Below are 11,917 nucleotides of genomic sequence, written 5' to 3' on the forward strand. Positions count from 1 at the left end.
GAAAACAACGCAACTCCTGATGTGTTGGATGATTGCTGGAAAACTACTAGCTCATCATACTAGCGCAAGCCCGGCACCTCACTTGCGGTGAAGCGCCGGGCAAAGCTAAATCCCATAAGGTCACTACTGGTTGTCAGCAGCCGAGAAATCCATATCGAGCGAAGAAACGGCCCAGCCGATATGATTGTCGGAGCGCACGAATTTGACGGTGTACTCCTGCTCGCCGCCCTTGGACAGCGATGCCTTCACCTTAGCGGTCGTCTCGGTCATGGACTGATCCATGCCCTCGACGGACACGGTGGCACCCTGCGGAATCGAGGAGATGATCATCGACTTAGCGTCCTCGGACAGGCTCGAGGCCAGGCAAGACTCGGCCTTTGCGGTGTCACCGTCACCGGCAGCCTGGAACAGATCGGTAACGACAGACTCCTGAGACGGGAAGCCAAAGCCGCGCGTGTAGGCAAAGCCCAGACCGCCCGCGGCGATCAAAATGAGCAGAAGCAGCACGATGAAGACTTTGAGGCCCGTGTGGCGATGGCGGCGACGGACCTTGGCCTGCTTACGATCCTGACGGTCCTGCTGGACCATCTCGGACTCGGACAGCGTAAAGAAGCCGGTGTCCGAGGGATCGGGCATAAACTGACCGGTCGCGCCCGTAGGATCGAGCGGATCGACGGCAGGAGCGTCCATCGCGGGCGCCGGAGCCGTGGCCATAGCCGTCTGGGCAGACAGCGCAGCAAGCGAATCCTGCACGCGGGCAAGCTCATCGGCCTGCTCGGAGGTGAGCTGGTAGATGCCATCGGCAGTAGCGGCGTTAAAGGCGTCGAGTGCGTCGGAGGGACGGCCGGCGGCAGAAAGCGCCTGACCCATGCCGGCGTTGAGTGCACGCGTGTCGTCGCGGGGGCCGGCAAAGTCGATAGCCGTGCGGTAGGTCTCCACGGCATCCGCCGGACGGCCGAGCTTAATGAAGCAACGACCGAGCTCGCCGAGTGCGGCGGCAGGAGCCGGATTGGCGCCGTCGATGGCAGCCTGACGGAAGGCGGTTCCCGCGTTGGCATAGTCGCCCGACTGGAACAGCGCATTGCCTAGGCCCAGATAGGCCTTGAACGGCGTGGCATAGGAAGCATCCTGCGTAGCGGCAGAAAACGCCTGAGCGGCCGTCGTGTAGTCGCCCACGGCGGCGAGCGCCTTGCCGCGGTTGGTGAGCAGCGCGCCGCGCTTGCCGTAGGTACCGTCGTTGAGGGCGGCGGCATAGGCCTCGGCGGCCTCGGCATACATGCCCAGGTGCATCAAGGCGTTGCCACGAAGGTGATCGGCCTCGCCCATAATCTCATCGGGAGTCTTTGCCGCCCCAAGCATCTGGGCTGCAGCAGAAAAATCACCCGCGCGGTAAGCGGCGCGGCCCTGTTGGATCAGCTGGCTATTCAAGGAAGTCCCCTTTACTCGTGAACGATCTCGACATGGACGATCTCGTCGCCGGCACGCAGCTGCGAAATCACATCGAGACCCTCGACCGTGGTACCAAAGACGGTGTAACCGGAATCGAGGTTATGCTGGGCACCCAGGCAGAAGTAGAACTGCGAACCCGCGGAATCGGGGTCCATGGAGCGTGCCATGGCAAGGGCGCCATCGACATGGCTGTTGCGCGGATTGGTGGCAAACTCGCCCTTGATGCAGTAGCCGGGGCCACCGGTACCGGGCATACCGTCGGGGCCCTCAAGACCGGCAGCGACGTCGGCGCCGGACATGTCGCGGGTATTGGGGTCGCCGCCCTGGATAACAAAACCGGGCACATAGCGATGGAACTTAAGGCCATCATAGAAGCCCATCGTGGAAAGCTCGCAGAAGTTCGCGACATGAATGGGAGCGCCCTCGCCGTCAAACTTGACCTTGATGGTACCCTTCGACGTCTCGATTACGGCGCACTCGTCGCCGACGAGCTGATACTCGGGCGTGTAGAGCTCTTTCTTAAAACCAAACATGTGGTTCCTTCCTCGTGCGTTTAAAGCATATTTGTACGAATTGTAGCAATAAGCACGGGTTTACATCAATTGCGCACGTAGGTTATGCCGACTATGGCGAACTAATTTTAGGAACGCTGCTGCGGCTTCCAGGAACCCACATTGGCATCGTACTGGTTCAGCGCGCTGTTGCCGCCCTGCGCGATGGGCGCCAGGATCTCGCTTTGGTGGGAACTCATCGACTCGCCATCGGGAATGGCCAGCGAGATATCCCAGCTCTGGCAGATCACGTCGACGCGCTCATACATCCACTCGGCAAGCTGCTTTAAGTGGGCGATGTCATCCGCATAGACCGTATCGTCCTGTACTTTCAGGTTGTTGAGCTCATCTTGCGTCTTTTTGATCTGGTCGCGCAGGGCGTAGGCACTCTGCGACAGCTCCTGACGGGTGGACAGCGGCGTTCGGAGATAACCGTTGTTAAAGGAATCGATGACCTCGCCGATCTGGTCCTCGTCAGCGTAGGACACGATGGTCTGATACAGACCGTCGAGCCTGGTATAGAGCTGATCATCGGTGAGCACGGTTTCTTCCTGGACCACCTCGGCAGAATCGCCCTGCTTGGTATCGTCCTCAGTCGCCTCGCCCTTTTGACGCGTGGGGAAGGTGGTTTGTGCAGCTTGGCCAAACTGGTCGTAGAAGCCAGGCATAACACCCATGGGGTCGGTCGTCACGAACCAATAGGCACCACCGCACACGACGGCAAGGACCGCGATGATAATGAGCGGCTTGGGGATATGACGCTTGTGCTTGTGATAGGCGTCCTCGTCGGGATGCACCTTGCGCTTGGGTTTTTGAGCATCGTCATGCAGGGAAACGGGCGTGGGAATATCGACCTTGGGGATACCGAAATCCTTATCGAAAGCTGGCAGCACGCAGGTCTCATTGGGGTCGGCGGCGTCCGAAAGCACCGCAGCGGCAGAGGCCGGCGCATGCGGCACCTCGGTATCGATCTGCTCTTGCGTTAGGCGCGGAAAGCCCGCCGTGCGGCCCGCTGCCAGGTCGGATGCGGCCGCGTCCTCGGAGAGGATACCCGGAGCGGGGCGTCCGCATTTGGGGCACGTGCGATCATGCGGAGAAAGACGGGCACCGCAGCCCTCACAGAACACGAACTCGGTGTGCTCCGGACCATCGCCCGGACCCACATAGGCGTTGCAGTAGGGGCAGAACGAGGCGCCGTCCTCGATAGTCTTAAGGCAATGCGGGCAGATCACGGCATCCTCTTTTCGAAACAATTCAAACGATCGAGGTTAGAGCATAACATCGCCACGGCCCCACAGGAGCAAGGCACCAATTCAACATCGCCAGGGCGCGTAGTTATTTCTTCTTTTTGCTTGGCATCGAGACTTTGATGCCTTGGGCGGACTTGGTCACGCGGGAGCGCTTGACTCCGGTACTCTTCTTTTTCTTGGGCTGGGCCTGGGCCACGCCCTCGAGTGCGCGGGCCTCGGCCTCACGAACGGTGCGAGCTTCGCGGCGCTGCGCCATGTCGGCGGCGACGCGCTTGGCAAAACGCTCGGCCGTCGAACCCGTCGAGCTCACCTTGCCGCCACCGCGACCCAAGCGGACGCGCACACCGCGGCCAAAACCAGTTGCGGCATGACGACGACGCGGCTTGAGCGAATCCATCATCGTGGCGAGCTTAAAGAACACCGAGCAGGTGATGACCACGATGACAGCCAAGATAACCATCTGGCCCATCGACAGGTTGGCAATAGACAGCAGCTTCGGGAATCCGATAACGCCCGTCAGGATGCCGGCAACTACAAACACAAAGAGCGCCACACGTAAGGGCGTGAGGGGCTGCGAGATACGCCAGATCAGGCTGACACTCGCCGCGCACGACGTAAGTAGGCACATCGTAGACAGCGTGAGCTGGTTAAAGCCGAACACGCGCGCCACAAAGATATCGAGCGCCGCGGCCAAAATGACCGCAAGCGACGCCGGCAGTGCCCGCTTGAGCACGTTCGTCAGGAACGACCCCTTCACGCGAGCATTGTTGGGCTCCAGGCCCAACACAAAGCCCGGCGTGCCAATGCAGAAGAAGTTGATGAGCGTCATCTGAATCGGCTCGAAAGGGTACGGCGGCAGTGCGATGCACAGCGCCGCCAGGCCCATCGAGAACAGCGTCTTAGTCAGGAACAGCGAAGCCGAACGCTGCAGGTTGTTGATGGAGCGACGGCCCTCGGCCACCACGGCGGGCATCGAGGCAAAGTCGTTGTCGACGAGCACGATCTCGGCCACGTTACGCGCGGCATCGGAGCCGGCCGCCATGGCCACGGAGCAGTCGGCCTCCTTGAGCGCCAGCACGTCGTTGACGCCGTCGCCTGTCATGGCCACGGTGTGCTCGCGGCGCTTGAGCGCCTGCACGAGCTCGCGCTTCTGCTGCGGGGTCACACGACCAAAGACATGGTAGCGGTCCACTGCGGCATCGAGCTTGGCCGGCGTATCGAGCGTCGTGGCGTCCACATAAGCGTCCGCCCCCGGCACGCCCACCACGCGCGCGATCGACGACACCGTACGCGGGTCGTCGCCACTGATCACGTTGAGAGTCACGCCCTGCTCGTTAAAGTAGCCGATGGTCTCGGCCGCCGAGGTACGGATCTCGTCGCGTATGGTCACAAAGCCCACGGGCTCGGCCTCGCCCACCATATCGCCATCGGGCGTAAAGCCGTCAACGCGCGCCACCACGAGCACGCGGCAGGTATCGGCAAGCTCGGCGACACGGTTCTCGACCTGGGCAAACGCACGATCAGAGAGCACAAACTGCGCCGCACCCATCACATATGAGCCCTGTGCAAACGACGCGCCGCTCCACTTTTTGGAAGACGAGAACGGAATGACCGACAGCGGCTCAGACACCTCGACCGGGCGATCTGCGTAATAGTTGAGCAGCGCCTGGCAGGTCTCGTTGGCATCGGCCGAAGTCGCACGCGCCACGTTAGCCAGCGCAAAATCGAGCACCGTGGTATCGACGGGAACGGCGGCTTCGCCCTCCCCCGCGCCCATGCCAAAGCCCTCGATCGGCAGCGGATACGTGCCCTCGACCTCCATGCGACCCGACGTGATGGTGCCTGTCTTGTCCAGGCACAGCACGTCGACGCGCGCGAGCGTCTCGATGCAGTAGAGCTGCTGCGCCAGCACCTTGCGGCGGGCCAGGCGCACCGTGGCGATGGCGAGCACCGACGAGGTCAGCAGCACCAGGCCTTGCGGGATCATGCCCAGCAGGGCGCCCACCGTGGACAGCAGCGCCGACGAGGGCACGCGGCCGGCCAGCAGCTCGGAGAAGCACCACGAAAGCGCGCTATCGCCCGGGGTTCCCGCGGCATCCCACAGCTCGCTCACACTCGAGGAAAACAACGCCAAACCGAGCGGGATCATGATGATGCTCGCAAACCGCACGATGGCGTTAAGCGCGTTCATGATCTCAGAATTGACCTTTTTGACGTACTTGGCCTCGTTATTAATTTTGGCTACGTAGTTGTCGGCGCCGACATGGATCACGCGGGCGCGCAGCAGGCCCGAGTCGATAAAGCTGCCGCTCATGAGCTCAGAACCAGGCTGTTTCTTAATAAGATCGCTCTCGCCCGTCAGCAGGCTCTCATTCACGAGCGCCTCGCCCGAAACCACCACGGCGTCAGCGGGGATCTGGTCGCCGCGCCCCAAGCGGATGATGTCATCGAGCACGATCTGGTCCAGGTCGAGCTCCACCTCGGCGCCGTCGCGCACCGCGATGGCCTTCTTGGAGGTCAGCAGCGTGAGTTTATCGACCATCTTCTTAGAGCGCATGGACTGGATGACACCGATGGCGGTATTGAGAAACACCACGAACAAAAACGTCAGGTTCTTAAACGACCCGGTCACAATGACCAGGAGCGCCAAGATCACGTTGATCAAATTGAACAGCGTGCAGAGGTTCTCGATGATGAGCTCTTTGACCGACTTGGTCTTGAGCTCCATGTTGCGGTTGATCTTACCGGCGGCGATGCGCTCCTCGACCTCGGCGGTCGAGAGTCCGCGCTCGATATCCGTTGCTGCCATACCACGTCCCATCACGTCGCGTCGGTATAAGAAAAACCGCCCGGACCATGCGAGGTTCGGACGGTCTCACGTTCGATGGTGCCCCATGTTGGATTCGAACCAACGGCCTTCTGCTCCGGAGGCAGACGCTCTAATCCCCTGAGCTAATAGGGCCAACGTTTGGCATTATACCCAAGTGCACCACGGGCTATCAAAATAAAAGAAAAAGCTTTGCAATTCCGGGGAAGACGCGGCGCAACGGCTCACTTTAGAAGGCAAAAGCGAATCAGATAGTATAAACTCTCATGCACCATATATACACGGCTCGCGATGCGGGCCGTTTTTGCAAGGGTTATCCATCGAGGTGAGAGGCACACCATGATTGCAATTTTAAAAGAGAGCGCCAGCGACGAGGCCGTCAGCCATATCGTCAGCTGGATTGAGAAAAAGGGCCTGAAGACCGACGTCTCGCGCGGCGAGAACGAGACGATCATCGGCCTGGTGGGCGATACGACCAAGATCGACCCATTCCTGCTCGAGTCCATGGACGTCGTCGAGCGCGTGCAGCGCGTCTCCGAGCCGTTCAAGCGCGCCAACCGCAAGTTCCACCCCGAGGACTCCGTCATCGACTGCGGCCACGGCGTCAAGATCGGCGGCGACCAGTTCCAGGTCATCGCCGGCCCGTGCTCCGTCGAGGGCGAGAACCTCATCCGCATCGCCCGCCGCGTGAAGGCAGCCGGCGCCACGATGCTGCGCGGCGGCGCCTACAAGCCCCGCACTTCCCCGTACGCCTACCAGGGCATGGGCCCCGCCGGTCTGGACCTGCTGTGCGAGGCATCCGCCGAGCTCGACATGCCGATCGTCACCGAGATCATGGACCCGCGCGACGTGCAGGTCTTCCTCGACAAGAAGATTGACGTCATGCAGATTGGCGCTCGCAACGCCCAGAATTTCCCCCTGCTCAAGGAGGTCGGCAAGACGCAGACCCCGGTTCTGCTCAAGCGCGGCATGTCCGGCACCGTCGACGAGCTGCTCATGGCTGCCGAGTACATCATGAGCGAGGGCAACGACAACGTCATCCTGTGTGAGCGCGGTATCCGCACCTTCGAGACCCGCACCCGCAACACCTTCGACCTCAACGCCGTGCCGGTGCTCCACCACCTGTCGCACCTGCCCGTCGTTGCCGACCCCAGCCACGCCACCGGCTACACCCGCTACGTTGAGCCTATGGCGCTCGCGGCGACCGCCTGCGGCGCCAACGGTCTGGAGATCGAGGTCCACGACGACCCGAGCCATGCTTGGTCCGACGGCGCTCAGGCCCTCACCCCCGACCAGTTCGACGACACCATGCGCCGCATCCGCGCCATCCGCGAGGTCGTCTGCCAAGAGACCGTTCAGGAGTAGCCCATGGGCACGGTGAGAAACGCACGCGTTAACCAGGGTGGCCCCAAGTGCGCCGGCATCGTGGGCCTGGGCCTCATCGGCGGCAGTTTTGCCCGCGGCTATGCGCAGGCGGGCGTCCGTGTGCTGGCCTGGGACCCCGATGACGACGTCATGACGGCCGCCAGCATGGGCACCGTTGCCGGCGAGCTCAACGACGAGACGCTCGGCGAGTGCGACATCATCGTCCTGGCATGCTACCCCGAGGCCTGCATCGAGTGGCTCGAGGCGCACGCCCAGGCACTCGCCGACGCCACTGACACCGAGGCCATCATGGGCCCCGTGGTGATCGACACCGTAGGCGTCAAGGGCATCGTGTGCGAGCGCGCCTTTGAGCTTGCCCGCGAGCACGGTTTTTACTTTGTGGGCGCGCACCCCATGGCGGGCACGCAGTTCTCGGGCTACGCGCATTCCCGCGCCGACCTGTTCCAGGACGCACCGCTCGTGCTTGTACCGCCCGCAGTGGACGACGCACTCAAGCTGGAGCTTTTGGGCCAGGTGCGCGAGATGGTACGTCCCCTGGGCTTTGGCAAGTTCAGCGTAACGAGCGACGCCGAGCACGACCGCGTCATCGCCTTTACGAGCCAGCTCGCGCACGTCGTCTCCAACGCCTATGTTAAGAGCCCGACCGCTCAGGTCCACCACGGCTTTTCGGCCGGTAGCTACCGCGACCTCACCCGCGTGGCACACCTCAATCCTCAGATGTGGTCCGAGCTCATGATCGACGACGCCGATGCGCTCGCCTTCGAGATCGACCATCTGATCGAATCGCTTGGCGCCTACAGCCACGCCCTTAAGGACCGCGACCAGCGCTATCTGGAGAATCTCCTTGCCGAGGGCGACCGCATTAAGCGCGCGCTCGACGACGAGGCCTCCCACTAGACCACCCATCACGCCAGGTCGAAAGGACCGAAGCTTATGGCGATTACTATCGATATCGACACCGCACGCCCCTACCAGGTGCATGTGGGCACGTTTTTGCTGGAGCAGGCGGGGCCGCTCGTGCGCGCCACCGCCGGCGGCACCCGCGCCGTCATCGTGACAGACACCAACGTGGGCCCGCTCTACCAGATGCCCGTTAAGCAGAGCCTGGAGGCGTCAGGCTACGAGGTGAGCATCTGCACCTTCGAGGCCGGCGAGGCCCATAAGCGCGCCGAGACCTACGTTGCCATTTTGGAGTTTGTGGCCGAGCACGAGCTTTCGCGCTCCGACGTGATCGTGGCACTCGGCGGCGGCGTCGTGGGCGACGTGGCGGGCTTTGTGGCCGCCACCTACATGCGCGGCTGCAAGTTTGTGCAGATCCCCACGAGCCTGCTCGCCATGGTGGATTCGTCGGTGGGAGGCAAGACCGCCATAGACCTGGCTGCCGGCAAGAACTTGGCCGGCGCCTTTTGGCAGCCGAGCGTGGTTATCGCCGACGTGGGGTGCCTGGCCACCCTCACGCCCGAGCAGTTCGCCGACGGCTGCGGCGAGGTCGTCAAGCACGCCGTAATCGCCGACCCGGAGCTTTTCGCCGAGCTGGAGAAGACCCCGCTCACGCTGGAGCTGCTCAACCAGGACGTAGCTCGCGTAGCGCTCATCATCGCCCGCAACATCGACATCAAGCGCGCCGTGGTCGTCGCCGACGAGCGCGAAACCAACCAGCGCAAGCTCCTCAACTTTGGACACAGTGCCGGACATGCCGTCGAGGCCTGCGAGCACTTTGAGCTGGGACACGGCAACTGCGTGTCGATCGGCATGGGTATCATCACGCGCGCCGCGGCGCTTCATGGCATCTGCGACGCCGAGCTGCCGGGCCGCATCGAGGAGCTCTGCGCACGCCACGGTCTCAAGACCCGCTGCGAGCTTTCGGCCGACGCCGTCTTTGCCGAAGCACTGCACGATAAAAAGCGCGCCGGTGACACGATTGACCTGGTAATTCCGCACGGCATTGGCCGTTGCAGCATCGACCGCACGCCGCTTTCCACCTTCCACGATTTAATTGCCGAGGGCCTCGGCCAGAAGGGAGACGCTTCCGCATGCTAGCCCGCATCACCCCGTCCCCGCTCAAGGGCACCGTTCCCGCCATCGCGTCCAAGTCGATGGCGCATCGCCTCATCATCTGCGCTGCGCTTGCCAACGGCGAGACACACGTCACCTGCAATACCACCTGCGCCGACATCGAGGCTACGGTGCGTTGCCTTACGGCCCTGGGTGCTCGCATCGAGACCGTCGAGGACGGCTTCCAGGTCCACCCCACCATGAAGAGTGTTGAGTTTGGCCTGCTCAAGGCCCTTGCCGGCGGCACGCTTGACTGCGGCGAAAGTGGATCCACGCTCCGCTTTATGCTGCCTGTCGCCTGCGCGCTGGGTGCGGATGCCACCTTCGTAGGCCAGGGCCGCCTGGGCGCCCGCCCGCTCTCCCCGCTCTCGGACGAGATCATCGCCGCCGGCTGCGACCTACAGGGTCTGGGCGGTTTTCCGCTCAAGACGAGCGGACGCATGCGCCCGGGCACCTTTGTGCTTCCGGGCAACGTGAGCTCGCAGTATATCTCCGGCCTGCTGCTGGCAGCCCCGCTGCTGGCCCAGCCCTCCTGCGTGCAGGTAACCGGCCTCATTGAGAGCCGTCCCTACATCAACCTGACGATACAGGCCATGAAGGCCTTTGGCGTCGAGGTCAACGTCGAGCGCATTCCGGCCAAGGACGGCCAGCCCGAGGTCACAAACTTCCGCGTGAGCAGTGGCTCGTACCGCACGCCCGGCAGCGTAGCCGTCGAGGGCGACTGGTCCAACGCCGCCTTTTGGCTGTGCGCCGGCGCCATCGGCACCGACCCAATCACCGTCGAGGGCGTGTCGCTAAGCTCCGCACAGGGCGACCGTAACGTGCTTGCCGCGCTTTCGCGCTTTGGCGCCCGCATCGTGCGCTCCACCAACGCCGCCACTGTGCAGTCCGACAAGCTCGCCGGCTTTGAGATGAGTGCCCACGACATTCCGGACCTGGTGCCCGTCATCTCAGCCGTGGCCTCGCTGGCACAGGGCCGCACCTTTATCCGCGATTGCGCCCGTCTGCGCATCAAGGAATCCGACCGTCTGGTCACCACCACCCGCGAGCTCACCGCGCTGGGCGCGCAGGTGCGCATTGCCGGCGATGACCTCATCATCAAGGGTGTCGATGCCTTCACCGGCGGCGAGGTCGATTCGCACAACGACCATCGCATCGCCATGATGGCCGCTATCGCCGCGAGCCGCGCCACCGGCGAGGTCGTGATCCACGGCGCCGAGGCCGTCAACAAGTCCTATCCCGATTTCTTCGACCACTACCGCCTGCTGGGCGGCAAGGTCACACTCGAGGAGGAATAGCATGTCCTCGACCTTTGGCAACGTCTTGCACTTAAGCATCTTCGGCCAGTCGCACTCCCCCGCCATCGGCTGCTCACTCGATGGCATCCCGGCGGGCATCGCCGTGGACCAGGAGCAGCTGCAGGCCTTCCTTGGCCGTCGCGCCCCCGGTCGCGACGAGACCGCAACCAAGCGCCGCGAGGCTGACGCCGCGCACATCATCGCCGGTGTTGTCGATGGACATACCACCGGCGCGCCCATCGCCGCGATTATCGAGAACACCAACACGCGCTCCAAGGATTACTCCGAGCTGCGCCGCAAGCCCCGTCCCGGACATGCGGACTTCCCTGCGCGCGTGAAGTATCACAACATGCACGATGTCGCCGGCGGCGGGCATTTCTCCGGCCGCCTAACGGCACCCCTGTGCATCGCCGGCGGCATTGCGCTGCAGGCACTCGAGGCCCGCGGCATTAAAGTGATGGCGCATGTGGCGCAGATCGGCGGCATCTCCGACCTGCCGATGGACGATATGGTCTATCGCGAGGCCGACCGCAAGGCGATCCTTACGAACGATCTGCCGTGCATTGACGCCGCCGCAGCCGGCCGCATGCGCGAGGAGATCCTAGCCGCGCGCGACGAACTCGACAGCATCGGCGGCATCGTGGAGTGCGGCATTTACGGGCTTCCCGCAGGCATCGGCGACCCCATGTTCAACGGCATCGAGAACCGCATCGCGCAAATCGCGTTTGGCATTCCCGCCGTAAAGGGCGTGGAGTTCGGCATGGGCTTTGCCGTGGCCGCCATGCGCGGCAGCGAGAACAACGATCCGTATCGAATCGATGCCGAGACCGGCGAGATCGAGGTCGAATCCAATAACGCCGGCGGCATCCTGGGCGGTATTTCGACCGGCGCTCCCGTCATGTGGCGCATGGCCGTAAAGCCGACGCCCTCAATTGGCCGCGAGCAGCAGACGGTGGACATGGACGCTATGGAAAATGCCGAGCTCTCGGTCCACGGCCGCCACGATCCCTGCATCGTCCCCCGAGCTGTCCCCGTAGCCGAAGCAGCCGCCGCCCTCGCCATTTGGGACGCCCTCCTCGAAGACGCCGCCCAGCGCTAACT

Annotated in this window: 9 protein-coding genes and 1 tRNA gene; 5 read left to right on the forward strand and 5 right to left on the reverse strand. The window is 63.1% G+C overall.

Annotated features, from left to right (window positions below; genetic code table 11):
* Window positions 1–123: 123 nt before the first annotated feature.
* The 5 genes from DWW73_RS06795 to DWW73_RS06815 form a co-directional block, all read right to left on the reverse strand.
* Window positions 124–1,428, reverse strand: a complete 1,305-nt coding sequence (locus tag DWW73_RS06795; RefSeq protein ID WP_233503136.1) for a tetratricopeptide repeat protein — start codon at window positions 1,426–1,428, stop codon at window positions 124–126.
* Between the two features lie 11 nt (window positions 1,429–1,439).
* Window positions 1,440–1,982, reverse strand: coding sequence for a peptidylprolyl isomerase (locus DWW73_RS06800; RefSeq protein ID WP_055249980.1), 543 nt, complete (start codon window positions 1,980–1,982; stop codon window positions 1,440–1,442).
* Window positions 1,983–2,089: 107 nt separating this feature from the next.
* Window positions 2,090–3,232: a zinc ribbon domain-containing protein gene (locus tag DWW73_RS06805; protein ID WP_158551271.1), complete on the reverse strand. Its 1,143-nt coding sequence runs from the start codon at window positions 3,230–3,232 to the stop codon at window positions 2,090–2,092.
* Window positions 3,233–3,335: 103 nt separating this feature from the next.
* Window positions 3,336–6,059 (reverse strand): HAD-IC family P-type ATPase, encoded by a 2,724-nt coding sequence (locus DWW73_RS06810; protein WP_117779106.1) that lies wholly within the window; start codon window positions 6,057–6,059, stop codon window positions 3,336–3,338.
* 76 nt (window positions 6,060–6,135) lie between these two features.
* Window positions 6,136–6,212: transfer RNA gene (locus DWW73_RS06815), tRNA-Arg, on the reverse strand.
* Between the two features lie 204 nt (window positions 6,213–6,416).
* Between DWW73_RS06815 and aroF the strand changes: the two genes are divergently transcribed.
* The 5 genes from aroF to aroC are packed head-to-tail and all read left to right on the forward strand — an operon-like array spanning window position 6,417 to window position 11,915.
* Window positions 6,417–7,442 carry a 3-deoxy-7-phosphoheptulonate synthase gene (aroF, locus tag DWW73_RS06820; protein ID WP_117635288.1) on the forward strand — a complete coding sequence of 342 codons (1,026 nt, stop codon included), beginning with the start codon at window positions 6,417–6,419 and terminating at the stop codon, window positions 7,440–7,442.
* A 3-nt stretch (window positions 7,443–7,445) separates the two neighbouring features.
* Window positions 7,446–8,360, forward strand: a complete 915-nt coding sequence (locus DWW73_RS06825; protein WP_117779107.1) for a prephenate dehydrogenase/arogenate dehydrogenase family protein — start codon at window positions 7,446–7,448, stop codon at window positions 8,358–8,360.
* A gap of 36 nt (window positions 8,361–8,396) precedes the next feature.
* The gene (aroB, locus tag DWW73_RS06830; protein ID WP_117779108.1) at window positions 8,397–9,503 is read left to right on the forward strand and encodes a 3-dehydroquinate synthase; all 1,107 of its coding nucleotides are present in this window, start codon (window positions 8,397–8,399) and stop codon (window positions 9,501–9,503) included.
* Window positions 9,497–10,816: a 3-phosphoshikimate 1-carboxyvinyltransferase gene (gene aroA, locus DWW73_RS06835; RefSeq protein WP_117757150.1), complete on the forward strand. Its 1,320-nt coding sequence runs from the start codon at window positions 9,497–9,499 to the stop codon at window positions 10,814–10,816. The genes aroB and aroA overlap by 7 nt, the downstream gene beginning before the upstream one ends.
* A gap of 1 nt (window position 10,817) precedes the next feature.
* On the forward strand, window positions 10,818–11,915 hold the full coding sequence (gene aroC, locus DWW73_RS06840) for a chorismate synthase (RefSeq protein WP_117779109.1): 1,098 nt from the start codon (window positions 10,818–10,820) through the stop codon (window positions 11,913–11,915).
* The last annotated feature ends 2 nt before the right edge of the window (window positions 11,916–11,917 follow it).

This window comes from Collinsella sp. AF16-8 (assembly GCF_003462695.1).
Classification (GTDB): Bacteria; Actinomycetota; Coriobacteriia; order Coriobacteriales; family Coriobacteriaceae; genus Collinsella.

Coding starts and splice junctions, on each gene's coding strand:
- aroC (WP_117779109.1), top strand. CDS start 10,818: ATGTCCTCGACCTTTGGCAACGTCTTGCACTTAAGCATCTTCGGCCAG.
- aroF (WP_117635288.1), top strand. CDS start 6,417: ATGATTGCAATTTTAAAAGAGAGCGCCAGCGACGAGGCCGTCAGCCAT.
- aroB (WP_117779108.1), top strand. CDS start 8,397: ATGGCGATTACTATCGATATCGACACCGCACGCCCCTACCAGGTGCAT.
- DWW73_RS06800 (WP_055249980.1), bottom strand. CDS start 1,982: ATGTTTGGTTTTAAGAAAGAGCTCTACACGCCCGAGTATCAGCTCGTC.
- aroA (WP_117757150.1), top strand. CDS start 9,497: ATGCTAGCCCGCATCACCCCGTCCCCGCTCAAGGGCACCGTTCCCGCC.
- DWW73_RS06810 (WP_117779106.1), bottom strand. CDS start 6,059: ATGGCAGCAACGGATATCGAGCGCGGACTCTCGACCGCCGAGGTCGAG.
- DWW73_RS06825 (WP_117779107.1), top strand. CDS start 7,446: ATGGGCACGGTGAGAAACGCACGCGTTAACCAGGGTGGCCCCAAGTGC.